The 19,286-nt window shown below is 70.0% G+C and carries 15 protein-coding genes; 6 read left to right on the top strand and 9 right to left on the bottom strand.

Annotation, left to right across the window (positions count from 1 at the left end):
• The first annotated feature begins 182 nt into the window (after positions 1-182).
• A complete protein-coding gene (locus ACZ5K7_RS18450; RefSeq protein WP_351696950.1) occupies positions 183-995 on the top strand; it encodes a class I SAM-dependent methyltransferase in 813 nt (270 codons plus the stop codon).
• A 55-nt stretch (positions 996-1,050) separates the two neighbouring features.
• Here ACZ5K7_RS18450 and rfbC read toward each other — a convergent pair whose 3' ends face one another.
• The 5 genes from rfbC to ACZ5K7_RS18425 all read right to left on the bottom strand — a co-directional run bounded on the left by rfbC (position 1,051) and on the right by ACZ5K7_RS18425 (position 6,365).
• On the bottom strand, positions 1,051-1,644 hold the full coding sequence (rfbC, locus tag ACZ5K7_RS18445) for a dTDP-4-dehydrorhamnose 3,5-epimerase (protein ID WP_351697258.1): 594 nt from the start codon (positions 1,642-1,644) through the stop codon (positions 1,051-1,053).
• A gap of 5 nt (positions 1,645-1,649) precedes the next feature.
• Positions 1,650-3,677, bottom strand: coding sequence for a glycosyltransferase family 2 protein (locus tag ACZ5K7_RS18440; RefSeq protein WP_468914597.1), 2,028 nt, complete (start codon positions 3,675-3,677; stop codon positions 1,650-1,652).
• Positions 3,678-3,925: 248 nt separating this feature from the next.
• The gene (locus tag ACZ5K7_RS18435; RefSeq protein WP_468914595.1) at positions 3,926-4,510 is read right to left on the bottom strand and encodes a hydrolase; all 585 of its coding nucleotides are present in this window, start codon (positions 4,508-4,510) and stop codon (positions 3,926-3,928) included.
• A gap of 8 nt (positions 4,511-4,518) precedes the next feature.
• Positions 4,519-5,931 (bottom strand): MFS transporter, encoded by a 1,413-nt coding sequence (locus ACZ5K7_RS18430; RefSeq protein WP_468914594.1) that lies wholly within the window; start codon positions 5,929-5,931, stop codon positions 4,519-4,521.
• Positions 5,928-6,365: a MarR family winged helix-turn-helix transcriptional regulator gene (locus ACZ5K7_RS18425; RefSeq protein ID WP_351696941.1), complete on the bottom strand. Its 438-nt coding sequence runs from the start codon at positions 6,363-6,365 to the stop codon at positions 5,928-5,930. Before ACZ5K7_RS18425 ends, ACZ5K7_RS18430 begins: the two co-directional genes overlap by 4 nt.
• Positions 6,366-6,455: 90 nt before the next feature.
• Here ACZ5K7_RS18425 and ACZ5K7_RS18420 point away from each other — a divergent pair, with 90 nt between their 5' ends.
• Complete coding sequence (locus ACZ5K7_RS18420; RefSeq protein ID WP_468914593.1) at positions 6,456-6,968, top strand: metallophosphoesterase family protein; 513 nt, start codon at positions 6,456-6,458, stop codon at positions 6,966-6,968.
• A gap of 30 nt (positions 6,969-6,998) precedes the next feature.
• On the opposite strand, the gene ACZ5K7_RS18415 is transcribed toward ACZ5K7_RS18420, so the two are convergent.
• Positions 6,999-8,393 carry a hypothetical protein gene (locus ACZ5K7_RS18415; protein ID WP_468914931.1) on the bottom strand — a complete coding sequence of 465 codons (1,395 nt, stop codon included), beginning with the start codon at positions 8,391-8,393 and terminating at the stop codon, positions 6,999-7,001.
• A 394-nt stretch (positions 8,394-8,787) separates the two neighbouring features.
• On the opposite strand from ACZ5K7_RS18415, the gene ACZ5K7_RS18410 reads away from it, so the two are divergent.
• Both ACZ5K7_RS18410 and ACZ5K7_RS18405 read left to right on the top strand, forming a co-directional pair.
• Positions 8,788-10,917 carry a GTP-binding protein gene (locus ACZ5K7_RS18410; protein ID WP_468914591.1) on the top strand — a complete coding sequence of 710 codons (2,130 nt, stop codon included), beginning with the start codon at positions 8,788-8,790 and terminating at the stop codon, positions 10,915-10,917.
• Between the two features lie 83 nt (positions 10,918-11,000).
• On the top strand, positions 11,001-12,857 hold the full coding sequence (locus tag ACZ5K7_RS18405; RefSeq protein ID WP_468914589.1) for a cellulase family glycosylhydrolase: 1,857 nt from the start codon (positions 11,001-11,003) through the stop codon (positions 12,855-12,857).
• 62 nt (positions 12,858-12,919) lie between these two features.
• On the opposite strand, the gene ACZ5K7_RS18400 is transcribed toward ACZ5K7_RS18405, so the two are convergent.
• A complete protein-coding gene (locus ACZ5K7_RS18400) occupies positions 12,920-14,164 on the bottom strand; it encodes a YncE family protein (RefSeq protein WP_468914587.1) in 1,245 nt (414 codons plus the stop codon).
• A gap of 175 nt (positions 14,165-14,339) precedes the next feature.
• On the opposite strand from ACZ5K7_RS18400, the gene ACZ5K7_RS18395 reads away from it, so the two are divergent.
• Complete coding sequence (locus tag ACZ5K7_RS18395; protein ID WP_468914586.1) at positions 14,340-15,005, top strand: TetR/AcrR family transcriptional regulator; 666 nt, start codon at positions 14,340-14,342, stop codon at positions 15,003-15,005.
• 200 nt (positions 15,006-15,205) lie between these two features.
• Complete coding sequence (locus ACZ5K7_RS18390) at positions 15,206-17,191, top strand: ricin-type beta-trefoil lectin domain protein (RefSeq protein WP_468914585.1); 1,986 nt, start codon at positions 15,206-15,208, stop codon at positions 17,189-17,191.
• Between the two features lie 107 nt (positions 17,192-17,298).
• Here ACZ5K7_RS18390 and ACZ5K7_RS18385 read toward each other — a convergent pair whose 3' ends face one another.
• A complete protein-coding gene (locus ACZ5K7_RS18385; protein ID WP_351696925.1) occupies positions 17,299-17,634 on the bottom strand; it encodes a hypothetical protein in 336 nt (111 codons plus the stop codon).
• Positions 17,631-19,226 carry an aa3-type cytochrome oxidase subunit I gene (ctaD, locus tag ACZ5K7_RS18380; RefSeq protein WP_468914584.1) on the bottom strand — a complete coding sequence of 532 codons (1,596 nt, stop codon included), beginning with the start codon at positions 19,224-19,226 and terminating at the stop codon, positions 17,631-17,633. Before ctaD ends, ACZ5K7_RS18385 begins: the two co-directional genes overlap by 4 nt.
• Positions 19,227-19,286 lie beyond the last annotated feature (60 nt).

The following is a 19,286-nucleotide window of genomic DNA, read 5'->3' as shown; positions in this document are numbered from 1 at the left end:
CCCGCCGCAGGGCGGCCGACGGCTCACCGAGCTTGCCGGCCGCCCTGCGGTGCAGGGAAATCCCGGAGCCCGCCGGGCCTTTTTCACAGGCCGTCGTGTTAGCCCCTTGTGGATGGCCCCGGTTCACTACGATGATGCTTTGAATGTCTTGTGGGTCGGGTAGGGAAAGGATTTGTCCCGCGATGTCGATGCGAGCGACCGTAAAGTCCGTACTGGGTGAGAAGAATGTGCGGGTCCTGCGACGACTGAAGCGGCGCTTGTCCGCCCAGCCGGCCAAACCGGCCAAGCCGACAGGGCTGGACGCGATCTCCGGGGATCTGAACAAACTCGCCCAGCACTTCAAGACGGACAAGTGGGGAATACACCGCTACACCCAGCACTACCAGCGCCATCTCGGGCACCTGAAGAACGAGTCGTTCAACCTGCTGGAAATCGGCATCGGCGGCTACAACAGGCCAGGTCAGGGCGGCGCCTCCCTGCGCATGTGGAAGCAGTTCTTCCCGAAGGCGCGGATTTTCGGAATGGACATCCAGGACAAGTCATTTGTCGACGAGGACCGCATCACGACGTTCATCGGAGACCAGTCCGATCCGTCGTCCCTGAACTCGATCGCCGACAAGATCGGTGACCTGGACGTCATCATCGACGACGGCAGTCACCGTAGTCCGCATGTACTCACGACGTTCGCCACGCTCTTCCCCCGGCTCAAGGACGGTGGCATCTACATCGTCGAGGACACGCAGTCGTCGTACTGGCCCGAATGGCAGGGCAGCGAGGATCTCGACGCCGCGCACACCAGTATGGGGATGCTCAAGCGGCTGGTGGACGGACTGAATTACGAGGAATTCGTGACCGAGAACTATCAGCCGACGTACACGGACCTCAATGTCGTCGGCGTGCACTTCTACCACAACCTGGTGATCATCGAAAAAGGCAGGAATGCCGAGGGCAGCAACAAGCGCAGCGCGCTGAAGCAGCGCTACGCCAAGTCCTGACACCGCTCACCCGCGAGGGGGGCCGAGCCACGGCTCGGCCCCCCTCGCGGTGTGTTCAGGCCCGCAGCCGCTCGTAGTACGCCAGGCAGTCCGCGTACGTCGGCAGCAGCCCGGACGCCTCCGCCTCCGCCAGGGACGGCGCCTTGGCGTCCTTCTCCGACAGCACCGGCTCGAAGCCCTCCGGCCACTCGATGCCCAGCTCGGGGTCGAGCGCGTTGATGCCGTGCTCGCGGCCCGGCGCGTACCCGGCCGAGCACAGGTACACCACGGTGGCGTCGTCGGTCAGCGCCATGAACGCGTGCCCGAGGCCCTCCGAGAGGAACACCGCGTGCTGGTTCTCCTCGTCCAGCCGGACCGCCTCCCAGCGGCCGAACGTCGGGGAGCCGACCCGGATGTCCACGACGACGTCCAGCACGGCCCCGCGTACGCACTTGATGTACTTGGACTGGCTCGGCGGCACGTCGGCGAAGTGGACGCCGCGCAGCACGCCCCGCCGGGAGACCGAGCAGTTGGCCTGGGCGAGGTCGAGGTCGTAGCCGAGGGCCTCACGGAACTCCTCGGCCCTGAACCACTCGTGGAAGCTGCCCCGGTCGTCGGGGAAGACCTTGGGCTCCTGGACCCAGGCGCCTTCGATGTCCAGCGGTCGCACGGTTGTCACTTGCCTTCCTGGCGTGCGGGCTTGCCCCTGCCCAGGGCCCTGACCAGTGCGCGGCGCACCGGCAGTGGGAGCTTGCGGGCGAGGCGGCGGGCCGCGCTCGGCCTGGGCTTGGGCTTGGCGGCGGCCTTGGGCGCGGCCGCCCCGGGCTTCTTCGGGGCCGACTTGGCCACCTTCAGGCCCTCGGGGGAGTTGCGGACGACGAGCGGCAGCGTGAAGAAGCGCGGCTCGGGTGCGTCCGCGACCAGGCACAGGGCCAGCCGCCAGCTGCCCTCCTGGAGCGACCGCACCGGCAGCGGGGCGTCCAGCACCGTGCCGCCGCCCTCGGCGGGTGACAGCGTGGCCGGCACCTCCAGTACCTCGGAGGCGGGCTTCGGGCCGGTCAGCCGGACCGACGCCTTGACCTCACCGGCGGCATGGAAGGGCAGCACCGCGCGCAGCCGGTCGCCCGCGACGGTGAAGTCCTCGGGCTCGAACGCGCCGAAGCCCAGCCGCTTGCCCGCCAGGTCGACGTCGAGCGCGAAGTTGTCCTTGACCGTCCAGTAGGGCAGCACCCGGCGACCGCCGACCACGCCCGGTGACGGCATCGCGGGGAACGGCTCCCGGGACGCCGGGAACAGCCGGTGCTCCCGGGTCCAGCCGCCGATGGTCAGCCGGACGAACGCGTCCCACAGGCCGGCCGGCAGCGGGGTGCCGCTGGCGGCGGTGGCCGGGTCCACGGTGGCCGTGGCCCTGACCAGGAGCCGGACACGGCCGGGCTCGCCCTCGACGGGCAGCGTCTCGCGGGTGATCTCGACCGGCTGGAAGAACTGCGCGTGGGTCTCACGGTCCCGCATCATCAGGTCGACGCCGGCCTTCGCGAAGCGGGCGGCGGTGCCACGCTCCAGCCGCGCGACGGCGTCGGCGACGGTCTCCGGCGGGCCGTCGAGCGGGACGGCGGCGGTGTCGGCCGGGTAGGTCTTCGGCGCGCCGTCCGCGCTGTACTCGGCAGTGAAGTCGATCTTCAGTGCGCCGCCGTCCCAGGAGATGCTCTCCAGGGCCGTCGAGGGGCCGATGGACGCCTCCCACTCGGCGAGCGCGAGCACGTCCTCGTAGCGTCCGGCGCCGGCCAGCTCGGTGACCACCCGTTGGGCCGGCTCCAGCAGGGCGAACACGGAGGGGCCCATGCGCTCGGCGATCACCTTGTGGATCTCGTCGAAGAGCTCCCGGCGGTAGTCGTCCGGCAGGTTGAGGAACCGCTTCCCGCGCAGCCGCTCGCCCATCTCGTTGCGCAGCCAGCGGCGGAGCATCCGGTCGCGGGTCGGGCCGGGCTCGGTGTAGCGCTCGACGACGTCGAGGGCCTCACGCAGGTTGGCGAAGTAGCCGACCGGGTCGAAGCGCTGGAAGCCGGCGTTGGAGGCGTCCTCGCGCTTGAGGTGGTAGTAGCAGACGTAGTCGCTGAGCACGGAGATGTTCGACGCGCGCAGGTACGCCTCGGCCACGAAGACATGGTCCTCAAGGCGCCGGCGGCCCTCGGGGAAACGCAGCCCGATGCGGTCCAGGAAGGACCGGCGCAGCATCTTGTGCGGGGTGAGGCTGTCCATCAGCGGGGAGTTGTCGACGGTGGCCCGCGGACGGTTGTGGCGGAACAGCTCCACCGGCACCGGGCGGCCCTTGCCGGCCATCTTGCCGATGATCAGGTCGGCCTCGTTCGCGACGCCGTAGTCGTACATCCGCTCCAGGGCTTCGTCGCCGAGGAAGTCGTCGTTGTCGACGAACATCACGAACTCGCCCTGGGAGGCCTCGATGCCGACGTTGCGCGGCTTGCCGGACCAGCCGGAGGGCTCCTGGTGGATGACGTGGATGTGCGGGTGCTCGGCCGCGAGGGCGTCGAGCCGGGCCGGGGTCCCGTCGCTGGAGCCGTCGTTCACGAAGATCACTTCGTACTCGTCGCGCGGCAGCGACTGCCGCAGCACCGAGGCGATGCAGTCCTCGATATAGGGCCCCGGATTGTAGACGGGGACGACAACGCTGACTTTGACCGGCATCCGGCTTCCTGGCCCCCTGGAATAAGCCGTCCATTTGCCTGGACGGCATCTACATGTGGGCGAATGCTAACCCGGTCCCGTCCTAGGGCAGGACCCGCCTCTAGGTCAAGACCGGGTTGTGACGCGTCATCCGTGCATCAAAAGACCTGCTCAGCGGCGGTCTCAGCCGTGGTCCGGGCCGTGGCCGCGGCACCGCGCGTTCAGGTTGCGGTCAGGTTGCGGTCGGGGTCGTGGTGCCGGCCTTGGTCTCAGCCGTGGGTCTTGGCGAGCAGCTCCAGGACCTCGGCCGTGCTGCCGGACTCGCCGAGCCGCGGGAAGATCCGCTCCACGCTGCCGCGGTGCGCCTCCGGGTCGGCGTCGGCCATGGCGTCCGTGGCGAGCGTCACGTGGTAGCCGTGGGCGTAGGCGTCGCGGGCGGTGGACTCCACGCCGATGCTGGTGGCGATGCCGGTCAGGACGATCTGGGTGACGCCCCGGCGGCGCAGCTGGACGTCCAGGGCGGTGCCGTGGAAGGCGCTCCAGTTGTGCTTGGTGATGTGGATGTCGCCGTCGTGGCCGGAGAGCTCGTCGACGACGATGTCCCAGCCCTCCGGGAAGGCGAGACCGCGCGGCCGGCCCTCGGTGCGGCCCGGGACGGCGTCGGCGCCGTCGGCGGCGAAGGACACCCGGACCAGCACCACGGGCAGGTTCTGGGCGCGGAAGGCGTCGGCGAGCTCGACGCTGCGGGCGACGACCTCGGCACCGGAGTACGGCTGGGTGGGCATGCCCACGATGCCCTGCTGGAGGTCGATGACGACAAGGGCGGTACGCGGGTCGAGCGTGCTCAAAGACATGGGGTGGATCAGGCCTTTCGGGGGGCTTGACTGGGTCGGGGGGTGAGCCGGGCCAGGGAACGGTCCGGCAGGGTGATCGCCAGCAGCAGTACGGAGCCGGCGAGCATGAACAGGGCCAGGCCGTGCAGCCCGCCCGTGTCGGCGCGGTGCGGGAAGAACGCCGCGGTGGCGGCGGAGGCACCCAGCGCGCCGAGGTACATGAAGGTGCGCAGCAGCCCGGCGGCGGAGCCGAGCCGCTCCGCGTCGGCCTGCCGGTACAGCGCGTTCTGCGCGGCGAGGCCGAGCAGGCCCTGAGGTACGCCCAGCAGCACTCCGGTGGCGAGCAGCACCCAGACCGGGCTGCGGGCGTCGAACAGCAGCAGCGTCGCGCAGCCCGCGATCTGCAGCACGGAGCCGGCCAGCAGCTTGGCGCGGATCGCCTCGCGGCGGCCGGTGAGCGTGGCGACGACCAGCGCGGCGCCCGACAGCGGCAGCAGCACGAGCCCCGCGGTGGAGGCGCTGAGCCCGCGGCCCTCCTCCAGCCACTGCGTGTAGCCGTACAGGAAGGCGTAGGAGGTGATGTTGGCGAGGAACTGGCGTACGTAGGTGGCGATGAGCGGGCCGTTGCCGCCGAGGACGCGCAGGTCGACGAACGGGTCCGGGACGCGCAGTTCCCGGGCCGCGAAGGCGGCGGTCGCGAGGAGGGTCAGGGCGGGCAGGTACCAGCGGTCCGGCCGCGGGTCCATCAGGAAGAGCATCAGGGAGACCAGCAGGACGGCGAAGAGGCCCATACCGGGGAGGTCCATGGGCCGGCGCCGTTCGGCGGGTTCGGCCTTCGGCAGCCACAGCACGCCCAGGACCAGACAGGCCGCCGAGAGTGGCACGTTCACGGTGAACACCAGGTGCCAGCCGCCGGCGCCGATCAGCAGCCCGCCCAGCGTCGGGCCGATCACGGCCACGGTCTGCGCGGACACGGCGAGCGCGGTGAGCACTCCGGCCGGGCTGTCCTGCCCGGTGCGTTCGGCCTCGCTCCGGGTCAGCCGCATCGCCGCCGGGAACGCCGCCGACGTGCCGAAGCCGAGCAGCACCCGGGAAGCGATCAGTACGCCCAGCGAGGGTGCCAGCGCGCCCATCAGTCCGGCGACGCCCACCAGGGCCGTGGCGGCGAGGTAGAGCCGGCGCGGCCCGTACATGTCCACCAGCCGCCCGATCACCGGCTGGCCCACGGCCGTCGCCAGGTAGAGCGCGGAGACCAGCCACACCGTCTCGGCGGGCGGGGCCCCGAAGGCGATGCCGATCGGCACCAGGGCCACGGCGATCATCGAGGAGTTGATCGGGTTCAGTACGGAACCCAGGATCATCGGCGCGATGAGCCGCCGGTCGAAGCCTTCGGGGGCGGGGCGGGTGTCCTGCGGGGTGCGTCCGGTGAGCCTCGGTATCACGGCCGCGAGAGCCGTTCCAGCAGTTCGAACGCGGTGAGCATGGTCTGGCGTTCCTCCTCGGTGTACCGCTCCTCGAAGGCGCGGGCCAGCCACTCGTCGCGCACCTGCCGGTTGCCCTCGACACGGGCCTGCCCGGCCTCGGTAAGGGTGACCAGCTGGCGGCGCCCGTCGGTGGGGTCGGGGCTGCGGCGGATCAGCCCCTGCTGGTCGAGGGCGGCCAGGGTGGTCGCCATCGACTGCGGCCGCACCCCCTCGGCGGAGGCCAGCGCGCTGGCCGTGGCGGCGCCGTGCTTGGAGACCAGGGTGAGCGCCGACTCCTGGGACGGGGTGAGATCCGCGTCCTGGGCGACCTCCCGGATACGGCGGCGCAGTCTGCTGAACACCACGCGCAGATCGCGCGCCGTGCGGGTCGCGGAGTCCGAGATCTGAACCATGCGGGCCACCCTAGGACTGTCACCAGAAACTGTCCAGTTGGAACTGTTAAGTTCAAGCTGAAGATCCCGGGCGGTCGCTAGGCTGGCATCGTGCGCCTGCTCCTCACCTCCGACACGCACCTCCAGGTGCGCGCCAAGCGGCTGCCGGACCGGCTCCTCGCCGAACTCCCGCGCGCGGACGTCGTCCTCCACGCCGGCGACTGGGTCGACGAGGCCACCCTCGACCTGCTGGAGAGCCACAGCCGCCGGCTGATCGCGGTGTACGGCAACAACGACGGCCCCGGTCTGCGCGCCCGGCTTCCCGAGGTCGCCTACGCCGACCTGGGCGGCCTGCGCTTCGGCGTGATCCACGAGACCGGTCCCGCCCAGGGGCGCGAGGCCCGCTGCGCCGCCCGCTTCCCGGACCTGGACGTCCTGGTCTTCGGGCACAGCCACATCCCCTGGGACACCACGGCTCCGGCCGGCCTGCGCCTCCTCAACCCCGGCTCGCCCACCGACCGCCGCCGCCAGCCGCACTGCACGTACCTCACCGCGACCGTCGCCGACGGCGCGTTGACGGAGGTGACACTCCACCGGCTGCCGCAGCGCCGGCCGGCGCCGTGACAGGGCGCGCGGAGGATCTCCCGGGACCCGTCAGGGTGCGATCCCCACTCCGTCGATCCTGCTCCAGCGCTTCTCCTGCGCCGCCGTCATGGCCGGCCAGCGCAGCCCGCCCGGCCGCGGGCGGACCCGGGAGGCGTAGGAGGCGGGGTGGAAGTCCGGGTCGTAGAAGCAGCCGGTGGCGTAGGTCCGGTCGAACGCGGCGCACGCGCCCGCGATCGTCCTGGGCGTCGGCTTCCGGCCCGTGCGCACCCAACCGTCCAGTGCCGCGATCGAGTTGGCGTACTCCGCGTCGCTCAGCGCACTGTGCTCGGACTCGTGGGTGAACGTCTGCACGAGGTACCGGTCCCGGTGCGCGCCGCGCAGGGTGGCCCGGTAGGCCGCCTCGTGCTCCACGAACGCCGTCGGATCGTCGATCGCGTGCATCGTGAGCACCGGGATCGACACCTTGCCGGTGAGATCGCTGTCGTAGGACAGGTCGCGTACCGCCGTCGGATCGGCGGTGAACCGCTCGACACCGGCGTTGAGCGCCTCGTCGTCGTGCGACCCCGAGTACCGGACGCCCGTGTCGGAGAACGGATTGCGGCCGCCGAGCCGGTCGCGCACGATGTCCCGGAACGTGAAGACCGCGAACCGCAGATGCGACTCCAGGGTGCGCTCGGGAACGCCGGTGACGGCGAGGATGTCGTCGAGGTTGCGCTGCTGGAGGGCGGTGCGTTCCTGCGGGGCCGAGGCGTAGCCCGTGCACTCCTGGAGTCGGGCGCGCAGTCCGGCCGTCGTCAGCGTCGAGTCCGCGCGCAGCCCCTGCCACAGCGGGTACTGGGGTTCGGTCGGCCGGGGCATGTTCTGGCAGTAGTACTGGTAGACGACCCGGAGGTCGACGCGGTAGTCGTACCCCCGGGACCCGCCGCCGAGGACACCGCTGGTGAGCAGCGCCCCGTCGTACGGTCCGCCCCGCCCGCCGTACACCTCGACGACCTTGGCGGCGACGTCTCCGCCCCAGGACTGGCCGTGCACATACGTCCGCCGCGGCTTACCGAAGTTCTCGACGAACAGCCGGCGCACGTTCTCGGTGTCCTCGGCGGCCATGCGGGTGCCGTAGCCGCCCCTGCGGTAGGACGAACCCGCCCAGGCGTACCCCTCCTTCACCATCACCGACCAGCGGGCCAGGTCGTCGACGCTGCGCGCCGGGTCCGAGCCGGTGCCGAGGTCGGGGCCGCCATGGGCGTGCACGACCAGGGAGCCGTTCCAGTGCTCGGGGACGGCGATGGCGTAGTAGGCGCCGCTGGTGTCCTGGCCGGTGTAACAGGTGGCCTTGCCGTCGAGTTCCGCAGGGCACGAGACGGCGGCCGGCGGTGGTGTCTGCGCCTGTGCGGGAGGGGCGCCGGCGAAGGCGGCGGTGAGGGCCGCCGCCAGTGAGGCGAGCAGTCCGGTACGCCGGAGGCTCGTCCGGCGGATCCGTGCGGGGGTTCTCGACCTGTCCAAGGCGCGGCTCCCTGTCCTAGGCGGCGCTCCTTCGCGCCGTCCGCGGCGATGCTAGGGAGCGGGCCGGGACCGGAACCATGGCTCGGGCGTTGTGTTCATAGTGTTCGACGGACGGAACGCGTCATCGGTCTCCGAGCTCCATGGCCGGGTTCCGGAGGCGGCGAACGTCGCGGCGGGGCTTTCGTTGAACGTTAATCCGTTGCCGTCGGGTGAGGCGCCCTGCTGCACTTCCCCCTGACCTGATGACCCGACAGCTCACCGAGAGGACCACCGATGCGCACTGCGTGCATGTCCACCCAGGAAGGAATCCCACCCATGCCGAAGGACATCACACTCAGTGCGTCTGCTCAATCTCGGAATTCTCGCGCATGTCGACGCAGGTAAGACCAGTCTGACCGAACGGCTGCTGCACGCGGCCGGGGTCATCGACGAGATCGGCAGTGTCGACGACGGCAGCACCCGGACCGACACCCTCGCCCTGGAGCGGCAGCGCGGTATCACCATCAAGTCCGCGGTCGTGTCGTTCCCCCTCGACGGGGTGACCGTCAACCTCATCGACACCCCGGGCCATCCGGACTTCATCGCCGAGGTGGAACGGGTCCTCGGGGTGCTGGACGGCGCGGTCCTGGTCGTCTCGGCCGTGGAGGGCGTCCAGGCCCAGACCCGCGTGCTGATGCGGACCCTGCGGCGGCTGCGCATCCCCACCCTGATCTTCGTCAACAAGATCGACCGGCGCGGCGCCCGGCACGAGGCCGTACTCGCCCAGCTCGCCCGCAGGCTCGCCGTCCCGCTCGTCCCGATGGGCCGACCGGTCGCGCTCGGCACCCGCGCCGCCCGCTTCGAGCCCGGCCTCGCCCCCGGGGCGGTGGATGCGCTCGCCGACCACGACGACGCGTTGCTCGCCGCCTGCCTGGACGGCGAGGTCCCCGACGGCCGGCTGCGCGCCGCGCTCGCCGACCAGACCCGCCGGACCCTGGTCCATCCGGTCTACTTCGGCTCCGCCGTCACGGGCGCCGGGGTCCCCGACCTGATCACGGGCGTCGAACGGCTGCTCCCCGCCGCCGACGGCGACCCGGCCGGACCGCTGTCGGCCACGGTCTTCAAGGTCGAACGCGGCCCGGCGGGCGAGAAGATCGCATACGCGCGCATCTTCACCGGCGTCCTCCGGGTCCGCGACCGGATCCCTTTCGGGGACGGCGACCGGGAGACGCCGGAGGACGGAGCGGCGGACGTCCGCGAGGAGGGCGGATCGGTCGGCGCGCGTGTGCAGGGCCGGGTTGTGGGCGTCCGGGAGGAGGGCCGGGGCGGCGGTGCCCGGGAGGGGGACCGGGCGGGCGGTGACGGGGCACGGGCCGGGCGGCCGGAGGGGCGGGTCACCGCGCTGAGTGTTGCCGAACAGGGTGCGGAGCTGCGGCAGGACAGTGCCGGTGCCGGGCGGATCGTCAAGGTGTGGGGGCTCGGCGGCATCCGCATCGGCGATGCGCTCGGCGCGCCGGGACGGGCCCCCGGCCACCACTTCGCGCCTCCGACCCTGGAGACCGTCGTCGTCCCCGGACCGGCCACCGACCGCCGCGCCCTGCACATCGCGCTGACCCAGCTCGCCGAGCAGGATCCGCTGATCGACGTCCGGCACGACGAGGTACGGCAGGAGACCTCCGTCTCCCTCTACGGCGAAGTGCAGAAGGAGGTCGTCCAGGCGACCCTCGCCGACGAGTACGGCCTCGACGTCACCTTTCGGGAGACGACCACCATCTGCGTCGAACGCCTCACCGGCACGGGGGCCGCCGTCGAGTTCAACAAGAAGGACGGCAACCCCTTCCTGGCGACGGTCGGCCTGCGAGTGGAGCCGGCCCCGCCCGGCACCGGCGTCGGCTTCCGACTGGAGGTGGAGCTGGGGGCGATGCCCTACGCCTTCTTCAAGGCCGTCGAGGACACCGTGCGCGAGACCCTCGGGCAGGGGCTGCACGGCTGGCGGATCCCCGACTGCACGGTGACCATGACCCACTCCGGTTACTCGCCCCGGCAGAGCCATGCCCACCAGGGCTTCGACAAGAGCATGTCGAGCACCGGCGCCGACTTCCGCGGACTGACCCCGCTGGTGCTGACCGAGGCGCTGCGGCGGGCCGGTACCCGGGTGCACGAGCCGATGCACCGGTTCCGGCTGGAGGCCCCGGCGGACACGCTGGGCGCGCTGCTGCCGGTGCTCACCCGGCTCGGCGCGCTGCCCCAGCAGACCGGGACGGAGGGGTCGCTCTGCCTTCTGGAGGGCGCGGTCCCGGCCGGCCGGGTGCACCGGCTGGAGCAGCTGCTGCCGGGGCTGACCCGGGGCGAGGGCGAGCTGGAGAGCGCGTTCGACCACTACGCGCCCGTCTCGCACGGAACGGTCCCCGAACGCGCACGGACCGATCACAATCCGCTCAGCCGGAAGGAGTACCTGTTGAACGTGACGGGCCGAGTGAGCGGCTGAGCCACAAGTGCCGGGCAGGTATTCAACTTACTCATGAGTCAGAAGTATTGACGGTGTCCGGAAATCACCAGACTGTAGTGGACATGACTACTATCCGGGCGCGTCTGATCGTTGTCCTGGTTGTCCTCTGTGGATTCCTCGCGGTGGCGGGCGCTCCGTCCGCCACCGCTGCCACCCCGTCCGACTCCCTGTGGTTCGACGGCACCTCGCTCACCGTGCAGAACGGCCGTTTCGTCGACGGCCAGGGCCGTGAGGTGGTGCTGCGCGGCTACAACGTCTCCGGCGAGACCAAGCTGGAGGAGAACAGCGGCCTGCCGTTCGCCTCCGTCGCCGACGCGAAGAAGTCCGCCACCGCACTGCGTGCCCTCGGCGGCGGCAACGCCGTGCGCTTCCTGCTCTCCTGGGCGCACGCCGAACCCGCCAAGGGCCAGGTGGACACCGCCTACCTGGCCGCCGTCACCGCGCAGATGCAGGCGTTCCTCGACGCCGGCATCCGCGTCTTCCCCGACTTCCACCAGGACCTGTACTCCCGCTACCTGTTCAACTCGGGCAGCTGGTACACGGGCGACGGCGCCCCCGAGTGGGCCGTGGCGCTGGGGGACTACCCGGCCGAATCCTGCGGCATCTGCCTGTTCTGGGGCCAGAACATCACCCAGAACTCGGCCGTCCAGGAGGGCCAGTACGACTTCTGGCACAACAACTACGGCCTCCAGGACGCCTTCCTGGCCACCGCCCAGACCACCATGGCCTACCTGGCCCAGCATCTGACGTCCGAGCAGTTCGCCGGCGTCGTCGGCTTCGACCCCTACAACGAGCCGTACGCCGGCTCCTACGACTCCGGCCAGACCTCCCGCACCTGGGAGCAGAACCTGCTGTGGCCCTTCTACCAGAAGTTCCGGGCCCGGATGGACGCGGCCGGCTGGAGCGCCAAGCCCGCCCTGGTCGAGCCCAACCTCTTCTGGAACGCCAACATCGACACCCAGAAGCAGGAGGGCGGGCTGCTGGACGCGGGCACGCTCGGCTCCCGCTACGTCTTCAACACCCACTTCTACGACCAGAAGGCGATCTCCGGCATCCTGATGTGGGGCAACGCCTCCGACGGGCAGTACAAGACCGACTTCGGCACCGTCCGCGAGCGCGCCTCGGCCGCCGGAACCACGGCGATCGTCAGCGAGTTCGGGCATCCGCTGTCGGGTACGACCGCCGGCAAGGCGCCGACCGTCGACAAGGCCATGTACCAGGCCCTCGACTCCCGCCTCCCCGGGTCCACCTGGTGGTCCACCCCGGCGTCCTCCGGCCCGGTGCTCTCCGGCACCCAGTGGCAGTGGGACATCTACAACGGCCGCCACCACGAGCTGATGAACGACAACCCCGACAAGGTCCTCACCTCCGGTGACGCCTGGAACGACGAGGACCTCTCGGCCGTCGCCATGAACGACTCCGGCACGGTCACCCTCCGCCAGGACGCCAGGCTCCTCGACCGGGTCTACCCGGGCGCCACCTCCGGCTCCACCCTCGCCTACACCTACGAGGACCGCTCCCGGGACGGCTCCACGACCCTGACCTGGAACCCGGTGCCCAGCTCGCTGCCGAACGTGGCCGCGCTGGTGGGATCCGGCCAGTACGCCGTCCAGGTCTGGCGCTCCGGCAGCGCCACCGCGCCCACCGAACTCCACCTCCCCGCGTCCTTCCCGACCGCGTCCACCACGGTCGTCTCGGACCTGGGAACCGTCTACGCACCCCCGTCCTACACGTCCTCGACCCCGGTCGGCGTGGCGGTCGAACCGGGTGGCACGGGCAGCCGCCGACTGCTGCTCAGCGACTCGGACTCCGGCGTGCTGCACTTCGCGCTGGTGACCAACGGGGCGACCTCGCCCGGCTCCACCCTGCTGAACGCGGCCAAGGCCGAGCTGGCCGCCTGGGTGGCGGCGAAGTTCTGACAACGCGCTTCGGCCTCCGGGAGGCCGTGTGACCCCGGAGGCCGAAAGTGCCTGACAGCCCGTCAATTCGAGGACGGCCCCGTCCAGCCGGCCTGCACATGGCCGAGCCGGACGCGCTGCGGGTGGTCGCCGACCGCGACCGAGGTCACCTTCTCGCCGGTGGCGAAGTCGATGGCCGTGACCTGGTCGGCGCCGCTCTCGGAGATGACGCAGTCCTTGCCGTCACCGCTCACCGTGGCCCAGTACGGGGTCGACGCGGTCACGAGCGGACCCTCCTGCAGGGTGGCCCGGTCGACGACGGTCGCGTAGTTGTCCATCGTCCCGGCGACGCACAACTTGGTCCCGTCGGGGCTCATCGAGATGCCGTGATGGCGCGAGTCCAGCAGCCAGGTGGTGCGGTCGGTGCTGGTCGCCGGGTTCTCCGGCAGCGTCTTCACCCGGGTGATCTTGTCGGTGGCGACGTCGTACTCCAGGAAGCCGTTGAAGAATGACACCTGGAAGTACAGTTTCGACCAGTCCGGGGTGAACGCGGCGGGCCGCACCGCGTCGGAGAAGTTCGTCAGACCGATCGCGTCCAGCCGCTGGCGCATGTCGATCGTCCGGACCGTCTTGTAGGTGGTGGCGTCGACGACGGTGATGTGCCGGTCGCCCTTCGTCCAGTCCCATATCGGGTCGTCGAGCGAGGTCGTGACCTCGCCGATCGACATGTTCCAGATGTACTTGCCGCCGTTCGTGAAGACGTTCTCGTGCGGCTTGTCACCGGTGGCGAACTCGCCCAGTTCCTTACCGGTGTTGATGTCCAGCACCTGCACCTTGTTCGCGGTGGACGCCGAGACCGCGACCTTGGTGCCGTCGGGGGAGACAGCCATGTGGTCGGCGCGGTAACCGGCCACCGGGAAACGCCAGTTGATCGTGTCGGTGGCGAGGTCGATGGAGACGACGTCGGCGAAGCTCGGACGGGAGACGACCACGGACCTGCCGTCCGGCGTGGAGTACATGTCGTCGGCGTACTGGTCGTGTCCCTGGCCGACCTCGTTGCGGATGGAGGTGTAGTAGATCCACTTGATCGGGTCGGCGTTGATCTCGGCGATCCGCTGGTCCTTGTCGGGAATGACGTTGATCTGGCCGACCTTGGCGAAGTCTCCGGACGAGTTCAGGACGGTCGCGGTGCCGTCCCAGTTGTTGCCGACGAACAGCACCTCGTGCAGGGAGGCGTCGGCGGCGGTGGCGGCTGTCGCGGGTGCGGCGACGGTCAGGACGAGGGCGGCGGCTACGGAGCAAAGGTGCCTGGGTCTGAAAGCAGGCATGACTGCTCTCTCCTCTGAGGGGGGTGTGGGGGCGCGCGTGCAGGCCAGGGGTCTTGAAAACTGAACACGGGTGCGTTCAAAGTGAACTTACTGAAAAGTAAGGAGAGGGCGGCTTACTCCACAAGAGGCGTACACGACAAAATTGGTCATCGGGCGGATGACGGAGGGGGCAATCTTGCCGGGCAGGCTCAAGGCACCGACGGGACGCTACGGCGGCCGGTCCGCCGAGGAACGCAAGGCCGAGCGGCGTCGGCGCTTCCTGGACGCGGCGCTCCAGCTCTTCGGCGACACACCGGGATACCGCGTCACGACCGTCGCCGCGCTCAGCCAGGCGGCCGGCCTGTCGACCCGGCAGTTCTACGAGGAGTTCCACACACTGGAGGACGTGCTCGCCGCGCTGCACCTGGAGGTCAACGGGTGGGCCGAGGAAGCGGTGCGGGACGCGTTCCCGGAGGCCAAGCCGCTGCCGCTGGTGGAGCGGGTGACGGTGCTCTTCCGGGCGTACGCCAGGGACGTCACCTCGGATCCGCGACGTATCCGGGTCGCCTTCGTCGAGATCATCGGCGTCAGCCCGCGGCTGGAGGAACAGCGCCTCGCGCGGCGGGCGCGGTGGGTGGAGCTGATATGCGGCGAGGCGAACGCGGCGGTGGCGCGCGGTGACGCGGCGCCGCGGGACTACCGGCTGGCGGCGACGGCCTTCATCGGCAGCGTGAACGGGTTGCTGCACGACTGGAGTGCCGGGTGGGTGGACGCGACGCTGGACGACGTCGTGGAGGAACTGGTGCGGTTGCTGGTGGGGATGCTGCGGCCGGAGGACTGGACGTCGGGCGGCGCCCACTAGCCGGGTGAGCGCGGCTGCGCGCGCGGTCGGCATGGGGCCAACGGCCCGTGGAGCGTGGCGAGTTCACCCCTGCCACATCCGTTGACTTCACCCTCCGCCGGCTCTACGGTCGGCGCGACATGTTCGGAAGGCCGATCTCTGTTCGGAATGCCGAACGTGACGGAGCCGTAGACCCCCGTGCACCCCCGTGGAGGAGCCGCATGTATCCCCCGCCCAGGCCCAGATCGACCGGCAGCGGTCTCGTACGTCACCTGTGGGCCACCGCCGTACGCGCCCTCGCCCTCGCCCTGACGGCCGCCGCCGCGCTCCTCTTCGCCACCCCCGGACCGGCCCAGGCGGCGACGACGCGGCAGATCTCCGTGCCGACCGCCCCGATGGGCTGGGCCTCCTGGAACAGCTTCGCCGCGAAGATCGACTACGACGTCATCAAGCAGCAGGTCGACGCGTTCGTCGCGGCCGGGCTGCCGGCCGCCGGATACAAGTACATCAACATCGACGAGGGCTGGTGGCAGGGCACCCGGGACAGCGCCGGGAACATCACCGTCGACACCGGTGAGTGGCCCGGCGGGATGAGCGCCATCGCCGACTACATCCACAGCAAGGGCCTGAAGGCCGGCATCTACACCGACGCGGGCTACAACGGCTGCGGCTACTACTACCCGACCGGCCGCCCCGCCGCCGCGAACACCGGCAGCGAGGGCCACTACGACCAGGACATGCTCCAGTTCTCGCAGTGGGGCTTCGACTTCGTGAAGGTCGACTGGTGCGGCGGCGACGCCGAGGGCCTGGACGCGGCGACCGCCTACAAGTCGCTGAGCTCGGCGGTCACCAAGGCCACCGCCGCCACCGGCCGCCCGCTCACCCTGTCCATCTGCAACTGGGGCTACCAGAACCCGTGGAACTGGGCACCGGGCCTCGCCCCCATGTGGCGGACCAGCACCGACATCTACTACTACGGCGGTACGGCGTCGCAGGCGAGCGTGCTGTCCAACTTCGACCAGACGCTGCACCCGGCCGCCCAGCACACCGGTTACTACAACGATCCCGACATGCTGACGGTCGGCATGACCGGCCTCACGGCGGCCCAGAACCGTACCCACATGGCCCTCTGGGCGATCTCCGGCGCCCCGCTGCTGGCCGGCAACGACCTCACCACGATGACCAGTGAGACGGCCGCCATCCTCAAGAACTCCGACGTCGTCGCCGTCGACCAGGACCCGCGCGGCCTGCAGGGTGTCAAGGTCGCCGAGGACACCACCGGCCTCCAGGTCTACGGCAAGGTCCTCTCCGGCACCGGCAACCGCGCGGTCGTGCTGCTCAACCGCACCTCCACCGCGCAGAACATCACCGTCCGCTGGTCCGACCTCGGCCTGACCGGCGCCTCCGCGACGGTCCGCGACCTGTGGGCGCAGTCGAACCTCGGCTCGTACGCCACGAGTTACACCGCCTCCGTCCCGGCCGGCGGCTCGGTGCTGCTGAAGGTGAGCGGCGGCACGGAGGCGTCGAGCACCGGCTACAGCGCGTCCTCCACCGGCAAGTACACCGGCGTCAGCGCCGCGAGCACCGGCCTGAACGTGGTCGACGTCGCCTACACCAACACCGGCTCCACCGCCGTCACCGGCACGCTCCAGGTCAACGGCCAGACCTCGACCACGGTCTCCTTCCCGCCGACCGGGTCCTCGCAGGGGACCGTGTCGGTGCAGGTCGACCTGAGCAAGGGCTCCGGCAACTCGCTCACCTTCACGGGGAGTTCGCTGCCGACGCTCGGCTCCGTCGCGGTGAGTCCGGTGCCGGGCACCAACGGGACGCTGCTCGTCGGCAAGCAGTCCGGCCGGTGCGCCGACGTCTACAACAACACCATCACCAACGGCACCCAGGCGGAGATCTGGGACTGCGGCGGCGGCCAGAACCAGGCCTGGACGTACACCGCGCGCAAGGAGCTGGTGGTGTACGGCAACAAGTGCCTGGATGCGTACAACCTGGGCACCACCAACGGCACCAAGGTCGTGATCTGGGACTGCAACGGGCAGAACAACCAGAAGTGGAACGTCAACTCGGACGGGACGATCACGAACGTCAACGCCGGGTTGTGCCTGGACGTGTACGGCGCGGCCACCGGCAACGGGGCTTCGCTGGTGCTGTGGGCCTGCAACGGCGGGACCAATCAGCAGTGGAGCCAGAGTTGAGTAGGTAGGTCGTTCGTCGGGCGCGGGTGGGCTGTGGCTGGTCGTGTACACGCGGCGGTAGCCGCATATCAGACACAGCCCCGCGCCCCTTGGGGGCGCGTCTACGCTCAGGTCGACAGTGAGATCAGGGTCGCTGCCGCCCACAGGGCGCAGGCGAGCAGGAAGCCGGCCATGAGTCGTTGGCGCAAGATCCGGTACCTCTGCTCGTACTCACGCCGCAACTCCTCGCCGCGTTCCGCCGTGCGGCGCCATGACGTGCGGCTCAGCGCCAGGTACTCGGTCCCGAACTGGCGCTCCAGATCCTCCCGTTGTGTGTCCGTGAGCCACCCCATTCGATCCGCCACCCGGGCCGCCGCCCTCCGGCCCTCCTCGCGGGCCGCCGCCAGCAGCAGGTGTCCCTCGATCTGCGTGACCAGGGCCTGTTCCTCCTCCCTTGCCGTCATCGCGCGCTCAGCTCCCGCTCCACGGTGTGGTGCAGATCGAACGCCGGTGACTCGCTCCGTATCTGGGGGAGTGACACGAAGTTGTGGCGCGGGGGCGGGCACGATGTCGCCCACTCCAGGGAACGCCCGTACCCCCACGGGTCGTCCACCTCGACCTTCTCGCCGTACTTCGCCGTCTTCCACACGTTGTAGAAGAACGGGAGCAGCGACGATCCCAGCAGGAACGAGAAGATCGTCGAGACCGTGTTGAGCGTGGCGAGGCCCTCCGCCGCCAGGTAGTCGGGGATCCGGCGCTGCATGCCCTCCGCCCCCAGCCAGTGCTGGACCAGGAACGTGCCGTGGAAGCCGATGAACAGGGTCCAGAAGGTGATCTTGCCGAGCCGTTCGTCGAGCATCTTGCCGGTGAACTTGGGCCACCAGAAGTGGAAGCCGGCGAACATCGCGAAGACGACCGTGCCGAAGACCACGTAGTGGAAGTGGGCCACCACGAAGTACGAGTCGGAGACGCTGAAGTCGATCGGGGGTGACGCGAGCATCACGCCGGTCAGGCCGCCGAAGACGAACGTCACCAGGAAGCCCAGGGTCCACAGCATGGGCGTCTCGAAGGACAGCGAGCCCTGCCACATCGTGCCGATCCAGTTGAAGAACTTCACTCCCGTCGGGACCGCGATCAGGAAGGTCATGAAGGAGAAGAAGGGGAGGAGCACGCCTCCCGTGACGTACATGTGGTGGGCCCATACGGTCACCGAGAGACCGGCGATGGCGATGGTCGCCCCGACCAGGCCCATGTACCCGAACATCGGCTTGCGGGCGAAGACCGGGATGACCTCGCTGATGATGCCGAAGAACGGCAGCGCGATGATGTAGACCTCGGGGTGGCCGAAGAACCAGAAGAGGTGCTGCCAGAGCAGCGCGCCGCCGTTGGCCGCGTCGAAGACGTGCGCACCGAACTTGCGGTCCGCCTCCAGCGCGAACAGGGCCGCCGCGAGGACCGGGAAGGCCAGCAGGACCAGGACGGCGGTCAGCAGCACGTTCCAGACGAAGATCGGCATCCGGAACATGGTCATGCCCGGCGCGCGCATGCAGATGATCGTGGTGATGAAGTTGACCGCGCCGAGGATGGTGCCGAAGCCGGAGAAGGCCAGACCCATGATCCACATGTCGGCGCCGACCCCCGGGGTCCGCACCGCGTCCGAGAGCGGGGCGTAGGCGAACCAGCCGAAGTCGGCCGCGCCCTGCGGGGTGAGGAAACCGCCCACCGCGATGGTCGAGCCGAGCAGGTAGAGCCAGTAGGCCAGCATGTTCAGGCGCGGGAAGGCGACATCGGGTGCGCCGATCTGGAGCGGCATGATCCAGTTCGCGAAGCCCGCGAACAACGGGGTCGCGAACATCAGCAGCATGATCGTGCCGTGCATCGTGAACGCCTGGTTGAACTGCTCGTTCGACATGATCTGCAGGCCCGGCCGGGCCAGTTCGGCGCGCATGAACAGGGCCATCACGCCACCGAGGCAGAAGAACGAGAACGCTGTGACCAGGTACAGCGTGCCGATCGTCTTGTGATCCGTGGTCGTGAGCCACTTGAGGTTCCTCATGCCCCGCCTGTGTCCGGGCGGTGCGTGCCGGTCACACTCGACGGATGCGACGAGCGTCAC

The sequence above is a fragment of the Streptomyces sp. NPDC031497 genome (assembly GCF_055580905.1).
Note: the sequence above shows the minus strand (reverse complement) of the source record. Positions and strands in the feature narration are given on the sequence as shown.